At 41.4% G+C, this 23,886-nt stretch carries 13 protein-coding genes; 8 read left to right on the plus strand and 5 right to left on the minus strand.

Annotation, left to right across the window (positions count from 1 at the left end; all coding sequences use genetic code 11):
- A partial coding sequence (locus G6Q48_RS20875) for a DUF637 domain-containing protein (RefSeq protein ID WP_207393060.1) occupies nucleotides 1–1,822 on the plus strand: 1,822 nt, incomplete at its 5' end.
- Between the two features lie 12 nt (nucleotides 1,823–1,834).
- Nucleotides 1,835–2,194, plus strand: coding sequence for a zinc ABC transporter substrate-binding protein (locus tag G6Q48_RS20880; RefSeq protein WP_102139489.1), 360 nt, complete (start codon nucleotides 1,835–1,837; stop codon nucleotides 2,192–2,194).
- A gap of 535 nt (nucleotides 2,195–2,729) precedes the next feature.
- Here G6Q48_RS20880 and G6Q48_RS20885 read toward each other — a convergent pair.
- The 4 genes from G6Q48_RS20885 to G6Q48_RS20900 form a co-directional block, all read right to left on the minus strand.
- Entirely contained in the window at nucleotides 2,730–4,736 is a 2,007-nt protein-coding gene (locus G6Q48_RS20885; RefSeq protein WP_166268293.1) for a BCCT family transporter, read from the minus strand.
- 419 nt (nucleotides 4,737–5,155) lie between these two features.
- Nucleotides 5,156–5,422, minus strand: a complete 267-nt coding sequence (locus G6Q48_RS20890) for a DksA/TraR family C4-type zinc finger protein (protein WP_036958544.1) — start codon at nucleotides 5,420–5,422, stop codon at nucleotides 5,156–5,158.
- A 74-nt stretch (nucleotides 5,423–5,496) separates the two neighbouring features.
- Nucleotides 5,497–5,934, minus strand: a complete 438-nt coding sequence (locus G6Q48_RS20895) for a GNAT family N-acetyltransferase (RefSeq protein ID WP_166268295.1) — start codon at nucleotides 5,932–5,934, stop codon at nucleotides 5,497–5,499.
- Nucleotides 5,935–6,077: 143 nt separating this feature from the next.
- Nucleotides 6,078–6,401, minus strand: a complete 324-nt coding sequence (locus G6Q48_RS20900) for a hypothetical protein (protein ID WP_166268297.1) — start codon at nucleotides 6,399–6,401, stop codon at nucleotides 6,078–6,080.
- A gap of 300 nt (nucleotides 6,402–6,701) precedes the next feature.
- Here G6Q48_RS20900 and G6Q48_RS20905 point away from each other — a divergent pair, with 300 nt between their 5' ends.
- Nucleotides 6,702–7,388 (plus strand): DUF421 domain-containing protein, encoded by a 687-nt coding sequence (locus tag G6Q48_RS20905; protein WP_166268299.1) that lies wholly within the window; start codon nucleotides 6,702–6,704, stop codon nucleotides 7,386–7,388.
- A gap of 49 nt (nucleotides 7,389–7,437) precedes the next feature.
- On the opposite strand, the gene cptA is transcribed toward G6Q48_RS20905, so the two are convergent.
- The gene (gene cptA, locus G6Q48_RS20910; protein WP_166268301.1) at nucleotides 7,438–9,147 is read right to left on the minus strand and encodes a phosphoethanolamine transferase CptA; all 1,710 of its coding nucleotides are present in this window, start codon (nucleotides 9,145–9,147) and stop codon (nucleotides 7,438–7,440) included.
- A gap of 360 nt (nucleotides 9,148–9,507) precedes the next feature.
- On the opposite strand from cptA, the gene G6Q48_RS20915 reads away from it, so the two are divergent.
- From G6Q48_RS20915 to G6Q48_RS20935, 5 genes are all read left to right on the plus strand, one after another.
- Complete coding sequence (locus tag G6Q48_RS20915) at nucleotides 9,508–10,686, plus strand: ion channel (RefSeq protein WP_102139482.1); 1,179 nt, start codon at nucleotides 9,508–9,510, stop codon at nucleotides 10,684–10,686.
- 33 nt (nucleotides 10,687–10,719) lie between these two features.
- On the plus strand, nucleotides 10,720–11,352 hold the full coding sequence (gene ccmA, locus G6Q48_RS20920; RefSeq protein WP_166268303.1) for a cytochrome c biogenesis heme-transporting ATPase CcmA: 633 nt from the start codon (nucleotides 10,720–10,722) through the stop codon (nucleotides 11,350–11,352).
- Complete coding sequence (gene ccmB, locus G6Q48_RS20925; RefSeq protein WP_004905254.1) at nucleotides 11,337–12,002, plus strand: heme exporter protein CcmB; 666 nt, start codon at nucleotides 11,337–11,339, stop codon at nucleotides 12,000–12,002. Before ccmA ends, ccmB begins: the two co-directional genes overlap by 16 nt.
- 429 nt (nucleotides 12,003–12,431) lie before the next feature.
- Complete coding sequence (locus G6Q48_RS20930; RefSeq protein ID WP_166268305.1) at nucleotides 12,432–14,141, plus strand: ShlB/FhaC/HecB family hemolysin secretion/activation protein; 1,710 nt, start codon at nucleotides 12,432–12,434, stop codon at nucleotides 14,139–14,141.
- Nucleotides 14,142–14,152: 11 nt separating this feature from the next.
- Nucleotides 14,153–23,886: two-partner secretion domain-containing protein (locus G6Q48_RS20935; protein ID WP_166268307.1), on the plus strand; the 9,734-nt coding region annotated here is incomplete at its 3' end.

Here is a 23,886-nt window from a genome sequence, read left to right on the forward strand (position 1 = left end):
CACCCAACGTAATAAAGGCTATACCTCAGATAAATGGGTTTTACCTGCATTGCATATTGGTGGAAAACTAACAGTTGATGCGAATAAAGGGATCACTGCGGATGTTAAATCGAAAAATGGTCAGAGCCTAGAAAATGCCTTAGAGGCTCTTGGCCAAACAGAAGGTACACAGTGGCTTGCAGGCTTAAAAGACCATGAAGATGTGCAGTGGAACTTAGTTAAAGACGCCTATGACAGTTGGGATTATAAAAGCCAGAGTTTAAACCCGGTTGCTGCTGCGCAGATTATGATAACTGTTGCAGCGATGACGTCAGGTACAGCAACAAAATTTGCAGCTTGGGCCGCGTCGGGGAGTAGTGGTACGAGTGCTGCAGTGATATCAGGCGCGGCTTACTCTGGTATGACAGCTCTTTCAACACAAGCAGCGATCGCACTGGCTGAAAACCAAGGAAACCTATCCAAAGCGCTTAATTCACTAGGTAAAAGCGAAACAGTTAAATCTATTGTTGCTCAAATGGTGATCTCCGGGGCGCTTAATGGTTTAGATGTCAAAATGGGATGGACAAAAGGGAATCCGGGGAATGCTAAGTTACCTTTATTAAGTAATGGGGATTGGAATAAGGTTGCTCAGCGTGTTGCCGCGCAATCTGTGATTAGTTCAACCGTGAATACCACGATCCAAGGTGGCAGTTTTACAGATAACTTTAAGAGTGCCTTACTCAGTAATATCGGGAGTCAAATTAATGCCGAAGGTGCCAAGCTAATTGGAGATAAAGGGGACATCTTAGGTCATTCAGGCAAGCTTTTAGGCCACTCTGTAGTTTCGGGGATTAGCGCTGAAATTGCAGGCGGAAATGCAAAAGGGGCTATAGTTGGTAGTCTTGCTGTTCAGTTAGCTGGGATCACACTAAACAACAATTTGATCAATGAAAAAGAATGGCAAAAAGATTCTGAGAAATACGCTCAATTATCCCGCGTGTTAGGGGGATTTGCGGGTGCAATATTCACAGGTAATGCCGGAGGGGTCTACAGTGGTGCGGACTCGGGAGAAAGTACCTTCAGGTTTAATCACTTACTTCATGAACTTGCAATGGATTTTGATAATGAAATGCAAAAGTGTGCTGGTAATACAAACTGCGAAGCTACACAAATAAAAAAATATGCTATGTTCAGCTTAATAAACAGTGGCAATTTAGATGTAGAAATAACTAATAACCCATTAGTTACACAAGATATCACTAAAACGAGAATATCAAATGCATTTGATTTAGCTAAAAGGCCTTACTGGGCTAGTTATCTAGGTTTTGATGTCATGCAAAATGACCTAGCAAAACAGTACTTAATGTATTGGAACTCACAAGACTTAAATAAAATAAACGCAAAAACACCGGGTTGGACAAAAGCAGCAGTATTAATATCAGATCCTGAAACACAAGCCTCAGTTATTTCATTAGGTTGGATAGGAAAACAACTTATACAAAAGAGCGTATTGACAGTGTCAAAACTAGGCTCTGATGAAATAACATTAATGATAAAAAGTACACAAACGGGCCTTAAAAATCCTAGTCAAATAGATCAAATGAAAATAGATATGCTCAGCAATAACTATAGATTCACTGCACCAGAAGGTATTATTGCTGGATACGTCGATAAAAGAGGTATTCATTATATATCAGAAGGCAATCATAGAATGGTAGCAGCTAAAGAAATATATGTTAAAACAGGTGACTCGCAGTATATTAATAAATTGATTGAAAATGGTAGATGGACTGTAGTTGAATCTGCTCCTGCTGGAGCAAAACCATTACCATCTAGAAATTAATAGGGTAATATCATGACAAAAAATGAAATATATGTAGACATGTTATTTTGGATCCTTCCATACATAAGAAATATTCAATCTCAGGATAAAAAAATAAAATCTAAGGATTTATCATGTTATTATGAATCTGAGCTAATACATAACTTACCAAATAAAATTCTAACGAATGAGTTCACTAGTAGTGATATATCATTTTTAAACTACCAAGCTAAATACTATTATGAAAATTGCACTCCGAAAATCAGTGTGCTTTACTCAAAAAATATAGAATATATTAGAATGTTATTTATTTTAGTACCTGATGAGTTAAAAGATCAACTAACTTGGTCAGGTCCAAAAAATAATTCTATAATTAATCAAGAAACGAATTAGCGTAAAATTTAATAGTTATTCATTCATTGTGGAGTTAATTTAAATATCCTAAATATTATATGGAGAGTGTAGTGGTACAGTGAACTTAACTAGTTAAAGGAAAGTGTAATATATTGTTTTTAATTGACTTTCAATCTTTGTGCACATGGTGGGTTCCAGTGTGGAACCTATCATGGGGATCTGACCCCGAAATCAACTTCGTCTTGTGAGTGTTGGATATTTAGCAAAACGATTAACTGATTTTACTATTAATTACTTTAGTCGAAATTCGTCTATAAAAAAATATCAATCTCAGGGATTGGAATGAAATATTATTTACAAGGAGAGGGTAATACTCAAGGAATATTATGTGAATATACGATCACTAAAATCTTACCAGACTTAGCTAGCGTCAGTACTTTATTATCAAAAATGCAAATGTCATAAAATAGGATTCTATTGTATTAATAGACAATTGAATAAACACAGGCGGTTATGATTTTAGCCGCCTGTGAATTTTTATCGACACATTTTAGGTAATGTTTCTTTTTTAGGACTACTTACCCAATAAGTGTAAGAAGTGAATATGTTTTTCGTACTGATCAAGAATATCGTGAATGATCTGCTCTTTTGCCCAGCCCATCACATCGTAGTCTTGCCCTCCTTCTTTTAAGTGAATTTCAGCGCGATAGTAGCGTTGTTCTTCGCTTTTTTCTTCATCTGTTTCAGTACCCATACCCGATAACGCAAATGACGGTTGAATATAGTAACGGAGGCGAACTTCATAGAAAAAGTTCATATCGTCGCCTAAATCGACTTCAAACCCAATTCGGTCATCTTTATCGGTATGGATATGGCACACAGTACCTTGCTTAGCGAGTTCTTCAGACACCATTTCCATGGATGGCTTCACAGATTCTTCCATAAAACGCTTAACATGTGCACGTTTAGGGAAATAGACAATGTTACGCAAGCGTCGCTGCCACGGAATCGGGTTACGGCTAGCGGTAGGGGCGATGGTGGCTAATTGCTGGCTATCTCGCTTATAAGCGTCGACGCGTAAGGCTTTAAATAACCCATAAATGGAGACAAGCAAAACGGCAGCAAAGGGCAGAGCACTCGCAATGGTGAGTGTCTGTAAGGCTTGCAAACCACCTGCGAGTAGCATGGTAATGGCAACTACCCCCATCAAACCTGCCCAGAAGATACGTTGCCAAACTGGCGTGTTAGAATCGCCTCCAGAGGCTAGCGTATCAACGACCATTGCTCCTGAATCCGCTGAAGTCACAAAAAACACAATAACCATTAGCATGGCGAAGAAAGATAAGACCGAAGAGAATGGAAAATAATTAAGGAATTCAAACAAAGCGAGAGATACGTCCGCTTGAACAGTTTCGGCTAATAATGTTGCGCCTTTATTTTTAATCAAGTCAATCGCTGTGTTACCGAAGAATGTCATCCACATCAATGTGAAACCTGCGGGGACAAACAGTACTCCCATAACAAATTCACGAATGCTACGGCCGCGAGAAATACGAGCAATAAACATACCGACAAATGGCGACCAAGATAACCACCACCCCCAGTACAGTAGCGTCCAACCACCTAACCAACTGCTTGATTTGGGTTCATAGGCGTAAAGATTAAACGTTTTACTGACTATTTCAGATAAATAACCGCCAGTATTTTCTACAAAAGATTTTAATAGTAATACAGTAGGACCTAAAATCACCACAAGCAGCAATAATAGAAATGCTAAGCCAAGGTTGAGTTCAGATAAAATACGGATCCCTTTATCTAGTCCAGAGACGACAGAAATAGTCGCTAAACCAGTAAAAGCAATAATTAACCCGACTTGTACCATTTCATTAACGGGCAAACCAAATAAATGGTTCATCCCAGCATTGACCTGTAATACGCCAAACCCTAATGAGGTCGCGACACCAAATACGGTACCGACAACAGCAAACACATCAACTGCATGGCCAATAGAGCCATAAATTCGATCACCAATAATAGGGTAAAGGGCTGAACGTAATGTCAGAGGTAGGCCGTGGCGATAACTAAAAAATGCTAAAATTAATGCGACAATGGCGTAAATCGCCCATGCATGTAACCCCCAATGGAAGAAGGTTAAACGCATCGCTTCTTTAGCAGCTTCAATGGTTTGCGGTTCACCAACTGGCGGGTTTAGGTAATGCATTACAGGTTCAGCAACCCCAAAAAACATTAACCCAATCCCCATACCTGCGGAGAAAAGCATAGCAAACCATGACACATAGCTAAAATTGGGTTGGGCGTGGTCTGGCCCCAATTTTATTTGCCCATAACGAGAGAGTCCCAGATAAGTCACACTCAAAAGAACAATAGCAACGGCAAGAATGTAGAACCAGCTAGCGTTATTAAATAAATTTTGTTGAAGATGACTTAGATGAGATTCTGCGACTTTTGGCATCAAAGCGGCAAAGCCTACGATAACCAAAATAATGATGGCAGAGCTATAAAACACAGGGGGACTAATTTTAGAACGAATTTTTTTAGAATCAGTATCAATTTGACTCATAACAACCTTCTTTTGTTTTATTTTATTTTTGGCATACCGATATCAACAAAGTATGCAGCGAGCTGTCCTTCTTAATGAAACAGTGAATAATTGCGAAAAGGTTCCCTAAGGAAACGAGATAGAAAGAACAATAATAGGGTGTTGATGGCAGACTAAACCGCCAAATATAATGATGAAACCCGAGTCTTTATCACCTTCAATAAGTTAAAAAATAGGCGGTTATACTGCCATGATACGAGTGAATGATCAACAATATCGGGAAATAACATTAAATAGAGGATAAAAATATCATGTTAATTATCATTAAATTAATAACTAACAATGTAATATTTACATGTTGTACCAATAAGTTAACGTAAATGAGCGAAAGTAAGTACGAGATAAGTAAAAACCATCGATAAGTAGAGGAGGAAATGTGATTAGCGTAATTGGCTATCCTTACTGCCACGCCGATTATAGCCGCTAAATGTAGATTGTTTTTTATCTAATTCATTTTGGCAGTTAATACAGAATTTAACGCCGGGTAATGCTAAACGGCGAGCCTCAGGAATTGCCTCACCACACTCTTCACAAAACTCGGCACTTTCACCTGAGTGCAATTGGCGACGCGCTTTCGCTACCGCATCATCGAGAGTGGCATCAATTTGTTCTTGAACAGCATCTTCATTTGCCCAGCCATTTGCCATCATTCACCCCTAATTGATTAAATATTGACCTTATATCAATATAGAGGCGAGAAAATTTAATTCAAGAGCAATTATTACTCTAAAGATAATGTCATATAAATGTGGTCCATTCCCTCTTCATCATACATTTCTCCTTCAGTTTGGTACCCCAGAGTATGGTAAAAATCAATGGCAGTATGTTGTGCTGAGAGCGCAATCCTACGGTAATGATGGGAACGGCCATATTGCTCTACAAATTTCATTAATTCACGTCCTAGCCCTTTACCACGGTGTGGTTTTTGTACTGCAACGCGGCCTACTTTGATGAGGTTATCGTCAAGTAGCACACAACGTAATACCGCAGCAGGCTGTCCTTCTAAATACAAAATGACATGTAATGCGGACTCATCATATTCATCGACATCGATATCAGCGGGAAACCCTTGCTCTTGAGTAAAAACTTGTTGGCGCAGGTTGAAGGCATCGGTAAGGAGTTCTGGGTTTGCATACCCAATGCTATATTTAATTTGCATTAGTTTTCCTGAGAGCTAACGAGTAAGAAGTGCAATTATATCGTGGAATGGCGAATTAGTTAGGAGGGTTTTGGTGCTTTTCTGAGGAAAATAAGAATGCAGGCATTTTAAGCCCACATTCTTGAAGGGGACCGAGAAGAAAACTATTTTTTATCAGTTTCTGCGTCATTTTCTGCTTTGAGTGATTCCGTTTTTTCTTTCATATCGGTTGCGACTTCATCGGCTTTATTTATCGCATCTGTTTTGACTTCTTGGCTCAGTTCTGACGCATTTTGTTTTAACTCTTCAGCTTTGTTTTGCGCATCTTTCGTTAGTTCATCAGCTTTTTGTTCACCATCTTCTTTTAGTTGCTGGGCTTTTTCTTCAGCTTGTTTAACGGTGTCACTTGGTTTGGATGAGTCATCACAACCTACGATAACTGTAACGATCCCCGCGAAAAGAAGTGAAATGATGAGTTTTATATTCATAAACATATCCTTAGCACGATGCTGGTAAAAATGTTATTGAAGCTCGATATTGGCATAATCGCCAATCTGTATATTTAACTATAGTTGAAATTAAGTGAGTTATAAAATAATTAGGTAACTAAATGAAATAGCTATATTTTTTCGTTGTTAACTCAAGTGAAAGCCTATTTTTTGGAAAGTCATCTTTTGTTCCATGCTATAGAGTTATAAAAGATAGAGAATCAAGCTAAACTGATTGAACTTATTATTAAATAAATAATGAAAACAAATTTATGGCTTAGATAACAAAGGAATAGCATTATGGCGTACTATTATTCGTTGATTATTTTAAAATTTATTATCGGTTTTGCCATTGTTATCACTCATATGAATCTATCGGGGAAAACACAGCTTTCCCAAATGACTCCTATTGATTTTATTGGTAATTTTGTCTTAGGGGGCATTATTGGTGGGGTGATTTACAGTGATACTATCCCATTGTACCAGTATGTGATTATTTTAATTATTGGTGTTTTGTTTATAAGCTTTTTGAACTTTTTAACAAAAAAATTTAATTTTTTTCGTAATGTGGCCATTGGTAATCCCATACCCATTATTAAAAAAGGCCAATTTATAATGGAAAACATCTTAGAAAAAGCCAATAAGATAGACCTCATCAATATTTCATCTCGAATTCATGCACAAGGCATTCACTCCTTTCAAGAAATTTATTATGCGCAAATAGAACCTGATGGGCAGCTAACCATTATTTGTGATGAAAAAAATATGCCATCAGTGATCCTGATAAAAGAAGGGGTAATTAGAAGCTATGGTTTGGAATCTATCGAAAGAGACGAGGCTTGGTTAATACAGCAAATTGAATTACAAAGTATTGAATCAATAAACGATATTTTCTTAGCTGAATTTTGGCGTGGTGAAGTCACGTTTATTTTGCGAGATGGTAAAATAAACCGCAAGGGTGCACAGCACCTGAAAGTTATAGCTTAAATGAATAAGTCGGTGAAATGCAGGTAACATTTCACCGACAGAGACCTAATTATTGTTTTAAATCATCATAAAGCATTAATGAGGATTTATTATCTGGGTCACCAATGTAACGAGGTTGAGGTTTAAATGCCTCATTAAACAGGCTTTTTTCGGGCTCAAACCCGGTATAGTTTAAACCTGCTAAATCAGACCACGCATAGATAAAGTCCATATTACTGAATGGTCGGGCTGTTTTATCATTTAAATCAAATTGATGAGTTGATAACCACTCAGGTGACTGCCAAACTAGGAAAGGCACATTGTAAATGACTTTACTCGGCTTTCCTTCGCTGCGCCCTAACATTTTATGAGGCGGGGTATCATAAACGTCTTCACCGTGGTCTGAGAAAAACACCAGAAAACCATTTTCTTTTGAAGAATCAAAGTCCTTGATTAATGTTGAAACAACATAGTCGTTATAATATTGCGCGTTATCATAAGCATTATAATCTTTTACTTCATCATCATTTAGATTCGCTGGAACCACGCTGTCTTTATCTTTGAAAATAGCTTTATCTTCTGGGTAGCGGAATTCATAGCGCATATGGGTTCCTAACAGATGGACAACAATAAATTTCTTTTCTGCAGGGTCTGCAAGCGCTTCTTTGAATGGAGAAAAAACCACGTCATCATAAATACGTGAGCTTTGCGCCATGTCATTGTTCAAATAATATTGCTTATCTGTTTGGCGAGAGAACGCCGTTAATAAGGTATTACGCTCAGTCATTGTCTGCTGGTTAGTGATCCAAAACGTTTTAAAACCCGCTTGCTTCATCATGTTCATGATAGAAGGGCGCGAATTGAACAGTTCAGGCTCTGTTTGTGTCGCAAACGTCAGAATTTGTTGTAGTGCCTCAATAGTATAAGGTCGTGATGTCACCACATCATTGAATACAGATAAATTAGCAGGGTAATCGTTAGCTAGCTCATCTAACTCAGGGGTGGTTGGGCGTGAATAGCCATATAGGCTCATTCTATCACGGCTGGTGGACTCACCAATCACTAACACAAATGTGCGGGGGGTGTCACCGTTTGCATCGACGAAGTTTTCTAATGGTGGAATTTTACTGTTGTCGCGGATTAATTCCTCCATGTTTGCCAGCTGGTTTTTATATAAAAGGTAACCACTAACAAACTGCCATGGTGCAGCATAGGCGAGTTTACTATTCAAATAAGATGCGACATTAGCAATTGGACGGTCTTGTTTAATGCCTTTGTTATAATAAGGAATTCCGAACAAAATAACTAAAATCAGCAATGAAATACCGATGCGCCCTGGTTTTGGTAATGTTACCGGTTTTAGGCGCGTCCAAAGGAAGATAGCGACGACGGTGTAAGCGAGTATGACACCTAATACTTTGAAACTAAAATACTGCTTAAGGAATTCGCCTGCTTCATTGGTATTGGTTTCAAACATCACAAACATGACACTTTGTGATATTTGGTGCCCATAAACAACAAAATAAGCGAGAGCAACGACCGAGGAAAGCCATAAAACAATCCCAATTAGTCCTGCAATTAGCTTAACTTTTTTAGGAAAAAGTAGGGCAGGGATCAACCAAAGAGAGCTGTAGAGTAGTGAATCTCTTAGGCCAATGGAATTACTTTGCCCTGTTACTAGCACATACAGTTGTAATAGGGATGAAAAATACCAAAAGTAGATTAGTAACCAGAGCAGTGAGATCCAGCTAAATTTTTCCGAGTGTGTAGTGTTACCCATAGGTTTTTAAACTCTTGTTTTCTATTATTGTTAAGTCGAATTAAAAAATAATTGAGAAATCGATTTTTAGATATAAAGACGTAGTTTAAGTTCCAAAATATATCCTTTATAAATAATAATTTCTTAATAATTCCGTAACGCTATGTTTATTAGTGTTTTTTTTGCAAAGAACGTGTTTGGTTTTAATGGGGCAGTTCTTGTGATATTCAATTATAGACGATGTTTTGCCCGCCATTAGCAAAATAGTAAATGGCGAATTAGCATTTGTAATCGTCTTTACGCCATTGATACTATCCTTTGACATATTTATGGTATATAAGAAAATTTGGTGAATGCATCAGTGAAGGGTGAGAGCAATACATGTTAGATAACTCATTTGTGGCTTTTTTGAAATCACCCCTATCAATTAGGGTGCTTCTTTCATTGCTAATTATTATTGATGGCGCAATGATTTTAAAGCCTGTATTAAGCGCTTATACCGACTACATTGATTGGCGTGAGTCTGGGCTAACACAGTGGTTGAAGTCACTGGGTTTTATGAAATTGCTGGATATCCCGAGATTTTTATTGGGAATTTCACTGATTTTCCTATCGCTATTTATGGTTAACGGAGCCCGTATCGCTTGGGTGTTTTCATTATTTTTACTTGGGATTATTTCATTTGTTGACCTGCGGTTAACACAAGAAAACATACATCAAGGTTATTTTTCCCTCTTTTTATTGGTTGCTTTGTGCCTTTTTTGGAAGCTGTATCATCACCATAGCTTAACCAGTGCCGGGTTTGTGGCAATAACCTGTATTATTGCATTATTGCTGTATTCCATTTTTGGTACTTTATATATTGGTGATGAATTTTCACCAGTCGTTAAAGACGGCACAACGGCCTTTTATTTTGCTTTAGTTTGCATGACAACGGTCGGGTTTGGTGACATTGTTCCGGTTACGGTTGATGCGCGTGTATTCACAGTGACAGTGATTATTTTAGGGATCACAATTTTTACCACTTCAGTGGTTTATATTGTTGGGGTGTTAGCTAAAGGTACGAAAGAAATCGTGCGTAAGAGGTTTTCTTATATGAAAAATCATTATGTGGTGATTGGTAGCACACCAATGGCCGTCAATGTCTATCAAGGGCTGAAAAACCGAGAACTGCCGGTGGCCGTGATTTGCCAAGAAAACCATCGCAGCCATTACCCTGAAAAGGATAATATTGTGACCGGTGACCCAACCAGTTCCGAATTGCTCGCCGCAGCTAATGTTAAACACGCAAAGTGTGTGTTAGTCATGACAGATAGCGATTCGCTCAGTACTTTCGCTTTATTGGGGGTGAAAGAGCAAGCGGGGGAAAATAGTTCGGTAAAAACTGTGGTGCTAATTAACCAAGAAAGCAATATGGATAAAGTTCGCTTACTTAAGCCTGATATGTTGTTTTCATTATCTACACTAGGTTCAGAGGTTTTGATGCAAGTGCTTTGCGGTGAAGCAATATCGAGCGACTCTATTAGTGATATGCTGTTGAACAAAGTTGCAAAAAGCTAACCTTTAAAATAAAAACAACAGGAATTGTGCTGCATGCTAAGTGCTCAAGATGTGAGTTGCCTTCGGCAAAATAGGGTTCTATTTCACCAGCTAAATTTTACCGTTCAGCCCAGTGAGATCTTGCAAGTTGAAGGGCCTAATGGTGCGGGGAAAACCACCTTGTTACGCATGATGGCGGGGCTATTAAAGCCTGATGAGGGTGCGGTTTGTTGGAATAATCAATCGATTGAAAAACTGAAAGAAGAGTTTACGCGCCATCTGCTTTATTTAGGGCACAAACCCGCAGTGAAATCATTATTGACCCCGTATGAAAACCTCAAATTTTATTACCGAATGCATAATAAAGGCAGTGAAGGTGACCGTATTTGGGCCGCTTTAGAGGAAGTTTCGCTAATTGGTTATGAAGATATCCCTGTAAGTCAATTGTCTGCGGGCCAACAACGGCGTGTTAATTTAGCGAGGTTATGGCTAAGCGAAGCCCCTTTGTGGGTACTTGACGAGCCTTTTACTGCAATTGATGTTGCGGGAGTGGCACGTTTAACAGAACGTTTTCATCAACATGCAGAGCAAGGGGGGATTATTTTGTTTACCTCTCACCAAGCGATGTCAGGGCAATTTGGCTCACTAAAACTGACGGGTGGGGTTGAAACATGTTTTGGTTATTAATTAAACGAGAACTTAAAATTGCTTTTCGTGGTTTTTCTGAATTGGTTAACCCGTTGTGGTTTTTCTTAATTGTTATCACACTATTTCCTCTTAGTATTGGTCCTGAACCTCAGTTATTAGCACGTATTGCGGTTGGGGTATTTTGGGTTGCCGCTATTTTGTCTTCGCTGTTATCGTTAGAGCGCTTATTTAAGGATGATTACCTCGATGGTTCCCTTGAACAGCTACTTTTGGCTCCACATCCCTTATTTATTACCGTTTTTGCTAAAGTCATTGCACACTGGTTAGTCACTGGGCTGCCCTTGATCTTGTTATCTCCAGTTGCTGCATTAATGCTGTCTTTTAGCGCAGACACGCTATTTGTCTTAGCGGGAACATTGTTACTGGGTACGCCTGTATTGAGTTTTATTGGTGCGATAGGCGCGGCATTAACGGTTTCTTTAAAAAAAGGTGGCGTTTTAGTCAGCCTGCTAGTTTTACCGCTTTATATTCCTGTGCTTATCTATGCAACAGGTACAATGGAGGCGCATAGCTTTAAAATGCCGCTAGATGGCTATTTTGCCATTCTCGCAGCGCTGTTTGCCGCCAGTATTACTTTTTCGCCACTTGCGATAGCTGCTGCGTTGAAACTTAATATTAGCAATAGTTAGCTGCTCACCTCTTCTCATCAATAGGTAATTAGGGCGTTGATATGCCCTAATTACCGATCTTTCTTACCCTCTTTTTTATAAAGTTGTAATAATTTATTTCAAATGTAATTGGTTAGATTTTCTTTACTCTTTATAAGAGAGAGGGTACTACAACTATTTGATTTTTAGTCACTAAAAATTACACCTTAAGGTGCATTTTTGATGTTTATCTGGCTTGAATATAATATTCCCTACAAGTTAAATTTGTTTTTTATTTTTATAATTAATTGATATATAGGTTTATTTTGTTTTTATTGAAAGTAATTGGTTATTTTAAAATTAAGCAGACAATTAACAAAAAATGCGAACCAATTGGATTGTTATTTAATAAAAAGTATGTAAAGTTGCGTATATTAACTTAACCTAAATCCAAACCGTTAAAAAAAACTAATGCTTAATGTACGTACCTTACTGAACGGATCAATTTGTTTTGCCTTTTGTTTTCCTGCTCTTGCAAAAGCGTCATTATTGAAACCAGATAACACAGATAACTTGTTCAATCGTCAAACGCATCAGCAACAAACGTTACAACAGCAGTTTGATGCAAAATCTCCCGATGTGAACTTATCTGCTTCCATTGCAAAAACACGTCTGCAATTTCCGCAAGAGACTCCTTGTTTTTTAATTGAACAGGTTGTTGTCAGAGGGCAAGATGCCTTCCCACATTGGGTACCTATCGAAAGGTTAGCGGGTCAGGCTGTTGGTCATTGTATTGGTGTTGATGGCATCAATTTATTAGTCACTGACGTACAAAATCGGCTGATTAGCCACGGCTGGATCACCAGTCGTGTATTGGTTCCTGAACAAGATTTATCAACAGGAGTTCTCCAATTAGTTGTCATGCCAGGCAAAGTACAAAAAGTCATTTTTACTGATGACTCATCACAATACAGTACGCTGTATACCGCAATGCCAGCCCATTCAGGTAATTTATTGGATTTGAGGGATATTGAGCAAGGCTTAGAAAACCTACAACGTTTGCCAACCGTACAAGCATCGATGGAAATGATCCCCGGTGATGGCCCGGGTGAAACCCAAATTGTGATCAACCGTCAGCAATCACGCTATTGGCATGCGGGCGCGTGGGTGGATAATACGGGTTCAAAAAGTACCGGTAAAAACCAAGCGGGTGTGATGCTTGCATTGGATAACCCGACTTCTCTCAGCGATCTTTTCTATCTTACAGCGACTCGCGATTTAAGTTTTTCTAGCGATAAAGACACCACCAATTACAGCGCGCACTACTCGGTGCCGTTTGGTTATTGGCAGTTTGCCACCACCGCGAGTGATTATGAATACACTCAAACTATTGCTGGTGCAAATAGTGATATTGAATATCGCGGTAAAAGTAAAAGCTTGAATTTGCAACTGAGCAATGTGCTTTACCGTGATGCCACAGCGAAAACCACCGCTACCTATGATCTGAATTTGCGCGAAACCCGTAACTTTGTGCAAAACACTGAAATTGAAAATCAAAAACGGCGCACTACAGCGTGGAAGTTAGGTCTAAACCATCGCCAGTATGTGGGGCAATCAACCATTAACGTGGGGGCGAGTTACCAACACGGGACGCGTTGGTTTGGCGCTATGCCTGCTTTTGAAGAGTTTCGTAGTAAAGCTTCTCAAGATTATGCGACAGCCCTCGCGATTGTGATGCAGTTTAACGCATCAGCTAGTATCCCTTTTACAGTGGCCGAACAATCGTTGCGTTTTGATACTCAGTATTCGCGTCAAATAAGCGACCGTCCCTTAACGCCTCAAGATCAATTTAGTATTGGTAACCGCTGGACGGTGCGCGGCTTTGATGGTGAGCGCACACTCAGTGCGGATGAAGGCTGGACACTTCGCAACACCTTGTCATGGTCACTGCCTATTCCTGCTCAAGAGCTCTATGTTGGGGCTGATTACGGCAAAATCAGTGGGCGTTGGACTAACCAGAATTTAGGGACTCACCTTGCGGGTGGGGCGATTGGCCTACGTGGGGCAATAACCCCTGCCAATTTGAGTTATGACTTATCTATCGGTACTCCCTTCTCTAAACCTGATGGTTTTAGAACCGACCCTGCCACTTTTGCTTTCTCTGTAAACTGGAATTATTAAGGACTCTCAGGATGAACAAGTTATTTTACCGCCTAATTTTTAATGCTGCTCGCCAAATGGTGATGGTGGTTTCAGATATTACGCGCAGCCATCGTGCGGGTCCTGCGGGTTCGAGTGAAAATCACGTAGAGAAAGTAACAAGTAGACGAGTGCGCTGGTCAATTAAACCGATAGTCACTTCTTTGTGGTTTACATTAGGAATGGTGAGCTTTAGCGTTTCGTCATCGACCATCGTTGCAGATGGTAAGGCTCCGGGTAACCAACAACCGACCATTGTTAATACGCAAAATGGTTTACCGCAAGTTAATATTCAAGCGCCTAACCGTGATGGCGTCTCTCGTAACCAATACAGCCAGTTCGATGTTGATCATAAAGGGGCGATCCTCAATAACAGCAGCACCAACACGAACACACAACTTGGTGGGATGATCCAAGGTAATGATTGGCTCGCTAAAGGGGAAGCCAAAATTATCCTCAATGAGGTAAATAGCCGTGACCCGAGTCAACTTAATGGTTTTATTGAAGTGGCAGGGAAAAAAGCGGATGTGATCATCGCCAACCCTGCGGGGATCACCTGTAACGGTTGCGGGTTTATCAATGCCGATAAAGCTTTGCTATCGGCGGGAAAAACTTTAATTGAAAACGGTAAAATCAAAGGATTTGAGGTCGATAAAGGCAGCATCAATATTCTTGGGAAAGGCTATAATGGCAATGGTACCAACTACACCGCGTTGATTGCCCGCTCAGTGAATATCAATGCGAAATTGCATGCCAAAGATTTAGCGATCACGACAGGGAAAAATACCGTGGCAGCGGATGGAACAACCATTCTTAAAACGGATAATTCCTCTGCCGATGATAAGCCTGAATTTGCTTTAGATGTTGCCGCATTAGGGGGGATGTACGCCAATACTATTAAAATGCGTGGGACAGAGCACGGTGTAGGCGTGCGTAATGCGGGGCATATTGGGGCACAAGTCGGGGATATTACCCTGTCAGCGGATGGGAAAGTAGGTAACTCTGGCGTGATCACCGCTAGCCAAAATATTGCCCTGACTAGCCAAGATGCTATCAATAATACCGGTACTATACTGGCGCAAAACGATATCCAGCTCAAAGCGAAACAGGCAATAACTAACACCGATAAAGGCCAAATCGTTGCAGGGCGTGATGCAGCAGTTCATGCAGAGCAAATTAACAGTGATCGTAGTGCTCTATTGGCGGCAGGGGTCGATAGCAAAGGTAAGCTGACTTCTGCGGGGTCATTAACAGTTAAAGGGGATAAATCACTTGCATTACAAGGGGATATTGTCGCCAAAGACACCTTAACCGCGACAGGTAGTTCACTCGATTTGTCTGATTCTAATACCCAAGCCAACAATATTGTGTTGACCTCAACGACAACCGATATTCGAACGAAAAATGCGCACCTAAAAGCCACGAATAAAGCCACATTGACGGCTAAAACGGGCATTGATAATCAGCGCGGCGAGATTGTTGCCAATGAGCTCACGTTAATTGCACCTGAGTTAATTGATAATCAGCAAGGCAAATTGGTACAAACGGGTAACTCAAAAAACACCTTAAATACCAAGCTATTAAACAATCAGCAAGGGGAAATTAACCTTGCAGGTGATACTTCAATCACGACGCAGCAGTTAAATAACCAGTCTGGGCAGTTACTCAGCCGTGATGGCAAAGTCGATATTCAAAGCAAAAACCTGAGCAACCAACAAGGCACGATACTCGCATCCGGTAAACAAGGCCTGATCATCAAGACAGATACGCTTGATGGGCAGAAAGGGGAAATTCTGACCAGTGGTGCACTGGGGTTAACCGCAAAATCGGCCAATCTTGACCAAAGTACAACACAAGCAGATCACATCACTTTACAAGCAAATACGTTATCTCATCGTCAAGGAAATATGCTGCAGACGGGTGATAAAACGCTGAAACTCAATGTAGCTAATGGATTAGATAACAACCAAGGGAGTATTGCATCCAAAGGTGATCTGAATTTACAAGCAGGGGCCGTTGACAACACGGACGGTAAAATCCTCACTAGCTCGAACCATCGTTTAGACCTAACATCTGCTGGTGAATTGAATAATACTCGTGGGGTTATTCAAACCGATAAGTACCTGATGATCAAAGCCGATAAGCTGATCAACCAGCAAGGTAAAATGAGCAGTTTATCCGGTGCTGCTTTATTAACGGCAAATCGTTTAGCAGGTGAAAAAGGGACTATTTATACGCAAAATGCATTGCGCATAGAAAGTGCCGATATCAATTTAAACCAAGGCTTCACGCAAGCAGGCCAAGTTTCTATTTTAGCCAACAACTTTACCCATCAGGGTGCCACCTTGTTGCAAACTGGGGAAGGTAAAACTGAGCTACATATTCAAAACCAATTTGATAACCAGAAAGGTGAAATTTCCAGTAATGGCCAAATTGATATTGTGGCAAACGGGCTAAACAACCAAGACGGCAAAATTATTGCGGCAAAATTAGGTCATTTGACGTTGGCTATTCAACAGGCGCTGAATAATACACAAGGGACATTATTAGGCAATCAAGGTATTCAGCTAGCAGCGGAACGCTTAATTAACCAATCCGGTAAAATTATTGCCAGCTTTGGTGATAACCAATTGACACTTAAACAGTTGGATGGTGAAAAAGGGGAAATTCTCTCGAAAGGCAAACTGGCTTTAACGGGGGATGAACTTAACCTCAATGACGCGTTGACGCAGGCCGATAACATCCAAATTGAAGGACAAAACCTGTCTCATCAGCGTGGGAAAATGCTGCAAACGGGCAGTGAAAAAGGGCAAATCAAGCTTGCTCAAACCCTTGATAACCAGTCAGGGAATATTAGCAGCCAAGGCACACTAAGTCTTGATGTCAATACGCTTGCTAACCAGCAAGGTGTTGTGGTCGCGGCAAAAGTCGGGTCACTAATCCTAAATGCGAAGCAGAGCGTAGATAACACCCAAGGCACCTTATTTGCAGAACAAGACTTTACCCTTAACACACAGTCGTTCACCAATATTGACGGTAAAGCAATTAGTAAACAAGGGAATATGCTGCTGACCACTGAAGACTTGCAAGGTCAGCGTGGGGAAATCATTGCTCAAGGCGATTTATCACTAAGTGGTAAAGGGATTGACCTGACAGCCGCAAATACGCAAGCGCAGCATATCCAATTGCGAGCGAATAATTTAACCCATCAGCAAGGAACAATGACCCAACTGGGTGAACGTGAAGGTACTATTGAGGTATCCCAACAGATTAACAATAGCGCAGGGGATATCAGTGGTAACGGCTCTTGGCTAATCAAAGCAAATACCCTTGATAATCAACAAGGTAAAATATTCAGCGCAAGAATGGGTAAGCTTGATTTACAAATTCAACAAGTGCTGGATAACACAGGTGGAGCATTGACCGGCCGGCAGGGTGTATTTGTGGAAACCCAATCATTGATTAACCGCACAGGTAAAGTGATTGCGAGCATGGGGAATGTCACCTTAAATAGTCAATCACTAGACGGTGATGAAGGTGAAATACTGGCATCGAACACCTTGAATATTGAAGGTGGAATGCTTTCGCTAAATCAGGCTGTCACCCAAGCAGATCATATCTTAATAACGGCAAATACCCTTGATCACCAAGGCGGGAAATTATTACAAACTGGCGATAAAGCCGGGAAAATCAATTTACAAGGGAAGCTGAATAACCAAGCGGGTGAAATAGGCAGTAATGGCGACTTTTCATTAACCGCCAATAGTCTTGATAATCGTGATGGACAAGTTATCACTGCAAAAAATGGTCAGCTAGGCATTGATTTAACCCGTGAATTATTAAACCAAAGCGGGGCTCTCATTGGTGAGAATGGGCTGAACATAACGGCAAGTGATATCGAAAACCAGCAAGGAAAATTGGTTGCTCGCCATGGTGATGCAAAACTGGATGTGGCTAATGGTATCAATAACCAAGCAGGGTTAATTGCCGCAGGGCAACTGTTGCAGATGAGCAACCAAGCACTACAAAACCAGTTGGGTTATTTACAAGCAAATACCATTAATATTAATACCCATAACCAGCGGTTTGATAATACACAAGGTTCGTTATTAGCTCAGCAAACATTAGTATTAAATAGTGGCCAAATTGACAACCAACAAGGGTCAATTCAATCAGGTAATGACATGCTGATTGATACTCACGGTGAGCAGCTCAATAATACCCAAAGCGGTGACAATAAAGGCATTTATGCGCAAGGTGGGTTAACCCTAACAACGGGGGTACTCAATAATGAGCAAGGCCGTATTGTGGCGAAAAACACGCTTAATCTGAACAGCCAAGGTGTTAACAACCAGCAAGGCTTGGTGGGCAGCCAGTCTGAACTCTCAATGACAACGCAACTATTGGATAACCGTGAAGGCGTGATTAAAGGCCGCTCTGTGAGTATTGACACACAGGGGCAGAAACTGACGAATCTTGCTAAAAAAGCCGATCAAGGCATTTTTGCTAGCCAAAATCTGGCGATGACAATTGGTGAGTTAATCAATCGCCAAGGGCAAATACAAGCGAACCAAATCTCCCTCGATAGTCAGAAAAAACGTGTTGATAATACGGAGGGGGAAATTCTTGCCGTCAATAATTTAACGGCAAACACGGGGGCACTGGATAACCAACAAGGTCGACTTCAAGCAGGAAAGCAGCTCACACTCAACACCCATGGTAAGCAGATAAACAATAGCTTTACGCAAAAAAATGGTGGTTTATTAAGTGGTGGCGGCTTATCGATTGACAGTGGCAAACTGCTTAACCAGCAGGGGCAAATTCAAAGCTCAGGGGCGGCATCACTCACCACGACAGGTATTGAGAACCAGAACGGGCAAATTTTCGCTGGGCAGTCGATGGATATCAATACTCAGCAGCAGGCATTGCTAAATCAGCAAGGGACATTAGCGAGTAATGACAAGCTTGAATTGAATACTGGGGATTTAAATAATACCCAAGGTGTGGCTCAAGGAAAACTTGGACTCACAGTGAATGCTGAGCAAATTGATAACCAAAAAGGGTTATTACTGAGCAAATCGGCGTTAAAAGTGACAGGAAAAAACCTCGATAATACTGAAGGGGTTGTTCAATCTCAGGGGAGTACAACGCTGGATATTCATCAACGGATTGATAACCAGCAAGGGCAGGTTTTGTCCGGTCAAAACCTGAACGTAAATACCCAACAACTCAATAATATGAGTGGTGTTATTCAAGGTCTCAATAATGTTGAACTGGTAGTCAAACAGCAAATTGAAAACCAACAAGGCTGGATCAAAGCCAATGAAAACCTTGATATTTCTGCGGAGTCTATTGATAACAAAAATACAGCTCAAGCAGGTAAAGGCCTTGAAGGGGCAAATGTTAACCTCAGAACCACACATTTAGATAACCAAAGCGGGGCGGTTCGTGCAGGGCAAGCGATTGAAGCGAATATCGCACAAAGCCTGAATAACATACAAGGGATGCTATCTGCGGGAACGGATTTGAATGTAACCGATAAAGCGCAAGGTAAAGTCTTAGCGGTATTAAATCAGCAAGGGGTGATAGTCAGTAATGGCTCTGCCACGATCACGGCGAACCAGTTAACAGGTGAAGGTAAACTTATCGCGCAAAAAGCGTTATCGCTCACCTTCAATCAACTATTTGAAAATACGGGACGCATTCAGGCAGGTGAAAACCTAACGGCTAATTTTGCTCAAGGTTTTACCAATAAAGGGTTAATTTCTAGTCTTGGCGAGCTGGTTTTAAACACAACGACCGTTATTAACCAACTTTCAGGTGAGATCAGTGGGCAAAGTACCCGTATAAAAGCCAGTGGTCAGGTACATAACACTGGGCTCATTGATGGCGTATTAACCCATATTGTTGCTAATTCCTTAAGTAACTTAGGAACAGGCCGCATTTATGGTGATTTCCTTGCCATCGCAGTAAATAGCTTAGTCAATGATAAACAAGGAGATAAAGCAGCGGTTATTGCTGGGCGTAAAGAGGCCAACCTTGCAGTTGGTGAACTGTTGAACCGTGATCACGCTTTAATTTACAGTGATGGTGATTTAACTATCGGTAGCCAATTAAACGACCAGCTAAAAGCCACCGGTCATGCTAAAAGCGTGAAAAACCATAGTGCTAACATTGAAGCGGCAGGTAACCTCACACTAAAAACGGATTTACTTGAAAATAAAGATATCCATTTACAACTGACTGATGAAGCCGTGGAAGTGAGCCGTGAACATTTTGATTGGTACGATTTTGGTAATGGGCGACGTTATAAAATTCAGCCGCGTAATGGCAACCAAACGCGTTACGCTATTAATGAAGATGGTACGCTGAACAAGGAAGTGGGTATTCATTATGAAAAATCTAATCGCTGGCGGATGTTTGAGTATGGTAACTGGACTAAGAATTTTTATGAATACGATTACGACCGTATCATTTATGAAACCCAAGTTATCAAACGCGATGCCGCATTGATTACGAGTGGAAAGCACTTGACGATTGATGGTCAGCAGCTGAACAATGAAAATTCACGCGTTGTTGCGGGGCAAAACCTGATCTTAACAGGCTATGATCTCAACAACGAAGAAGCACAGGGTGTTCGCCGTATCTTTGAAGATGGAAATACGATTTATCGCTATAAAGGTGGTAAAAAATGGAAAACGCGTACTAGCACGTCAAAATACCAAGGGGTTAATAGCGAAGAAGATTTAGCCTTACATCTATTAGAGGTTGCCGAGAACGCGGGGGGGATCAATAAAACTCAGCTCGATTCAGTGAAAGTGAACCAACTGGATGGGCAAGCCGAACGTGTTTCTGACGCTAATCAACAAGAAAACCAAGGTGCAGCTGTTACTGAGCAAGCGTTAAAAGATAGCAAAAACACGCCATTAGACCTGAAGCCAGGCCAACAAATGGAAGTGGCGCAGTTACCTTCAATTTCAGACAAAGTGGATGTTAAAGACGACAAATCGGTTGACTCATCATTACACGCTGATGATGCCAACATCGGTAACGGGGCTGACATTCAAGGGCAAACTGATGTAGGCAAAGGGGAAAATATCACTGCGGAGACTGGGCCTCAGGGGAAAGACAACCTCGATACCGTGATAAGAACCGTTGGGCCAAACACTCAATTACCCGACAATAGTCTGTTTAACTTAACACCGGGTAGTGATAGCCAATTTTTGATTGAAACCGACCCGCGTTTCACTAACTACAAGAAATGGTTGTCGAGTATTGATATTGTCACCAATGAGCAGCTCCATAAGCGTTTGGGGGATGGTTACTATGAGCAACGTTTAGTTCGTGATCAACTGATTGAAACCACAGGACAGCGCTTATTAGGCAACTACAATAGTGATGAAGAGCAATATCGCGCGCTGCTAACTAACGGTGTTGCGTTTGGTAAGCAATTTAACCTGACTCCGGGCATTGCATTATCACCAGAGCAAATGGCGAACTTAACCACAGACATCGTGTGGATGGTGAATAAAGAAGTCACACTGCCGGATGGCCGCGTTGAAATGGTTAGTGTTCCGCAAGTGTATGTCCGAGCCCGTCAAGGGGACTTAAACGGTAATGGTGCATTGTTAGCGGGGCGTAATGTTTCCGCCAACATGACCGGTAATATCCTTAATAGCGGTGAAATCAGTAGTCGTGAACTGACCGATTTACGTGCTGAAAATATCGAAAATAGTGGGCGCATTCAAGGTAAAGATGTACAACTTGACACCCTAAAAGATATTAAGAATATCGGTGGGGAAATTCGTGGATTAGACAGCGTTTCGCTTTCAGCTGGCCGCGATATTCTCAGTGAAACTGCGCAGCGTGGAGATGGCCAATCACAATGGCTCGACCGACCAGCCAGTATTTATGTCACAGGTGATAATGGCCAGCTTATCTTAAAAGCGGTACAAGATATCAACTTGATCGCCACAGATGTCGGCAATTTAGGCGTTGATGGCAAAACTTCCATTATTGCGGGACGCGATATTAGTTTAGAAACTCGTGATGTCAGCTCGGCATTTGATTACACGCATAATTCAAGCAATTACTATCGTGGGGCTAATAGCACTGAAGTCGGCACGCAAATCCAAACTAAAGGGGATTTAACCTTATCGGCTGGGCAAGATCTTTCCGCTCGTGCAACGACTGTGACCAGCGGTGGAGAGCTGGCGATCAATGTTGGACGTGACATCAATATTACCTCTGGTATTGAAACCAGTGACTATGCGAAACACACAAAAAGCACGGATAAAGGCTTTTTATCAAGCACGACAAAAGAAACTCATGATGAGGTGAACGAACGTACCGCTATCAGTAGTACGTTTAGCGGCGATAGTGTGAAAGTGACCGCAGGGAACAACGTCAATATCGAAGGGAGTAATTTACTTGGAACCAACGATGTCAATGTTACCGCTGGAAATCAGTTAAATGTGACCACTTCTGATGAAGCGTCCCATGAAACACATATGTCGAAAACAACCAAGTCAGGCCTGATGAGCACCGGCGGCATTGGTTTCACGGTTGGTTCAAATTCACAGAAAGTGACCACCGATACGGATAGTAACCAGAAAAAAGGCAGTGTGATTGGGAGTACGGCAGGCGATGTGACATTGACCGCAGGTGGTACAGCAAGCATTCATGGTAGTGATGTGATTGCGGCGAAAGATATCAATGTGACCGGTAGTGATGTGAATATTACGGCGGCTGAAAATAGCCGTACCGATATCACCACAGTGGAAACCAAATCCAGCGGGTTGACGGTTTCCCTCGGCGGTGCAGCGGGCAGCATGTTAGATGGAATGGCGCAGACCGCGAAATCGGCAAAACAAGAAGATGACGGACAATTAGCGGCCCTTAAAGGGATGAAGGCAGGTCTACAAGGTGTTCAGGCTCAACAAGCGGGTGAGCTAGCAGGTTTGAAAGAAGGCGGCAGTGTGGCAGATGCCTTTGGCGTTAATGTGTCATATGGCAGCAGTTCGTCTAAATCGACCACCAAAACCGAGCAGCATACGGCGTCAGGTAGTAGTTTAAGTGCGGGGGATAACATCACCCTTACTGCGACGGGTAAAAAAGAGGGTAGCCAAGGGGATCTGACAGTACAAGGTAGCCAACTGGATGCGGATAAAAACGTCACGTTAACCGCCAAAAATGATATCAACCTGACCAGTGCCACCAACACGCAAAAAGTGGATGGGAAAAACGAAAGCAAAGGTGGCTCAATCGGTGCGGGTATCAGTACGGGCGGTTGGAATGTCAATGCGAGTGTGAATAAAGGCAGCGGCTTTGAAAAAGGTGACAGCCAGTTCTACACCGATACGGAAGTGAACGCAGGCAAACAACTGACCCTCAACAGCGGCAAAGATACCACGCTGACAGGCGCACACGCGAGTGGGGAAACTGTTAAAGCCAATGTGGGCGGGGATTTAACTTTATCGAGCCAACAAGTTACTGATAAGTATGACTCAAAGCAACAGGGCGGCAGTTTAAGCGGCAGTATTGGAACAGGCTTAAATACCACCGCTTCAGTGAATGTTAATAAAACCGAGATGCACAGCGATTATCAATCGGTAGATAAACAAACGGGTATTAATGCAGGCAAAGGCGGTTTTGATATCACCGTCGGTAATCATACGCAACTCGATGGGGCGGTGATTAGCAGCACTGCGGACGCTGAAAAGAACAA

It is taken from the genome of Providencia sp. M-27, assembly GCF_011077905.1.
In the GTDB taxonomy this organism is placed as follows: domain Bacteria; phylum Pseudomonadota; class Gammaproteobacteria; order Enterobacterales; family Enterobacteriaceae; genus Providencia; species Providencia huaxiensis.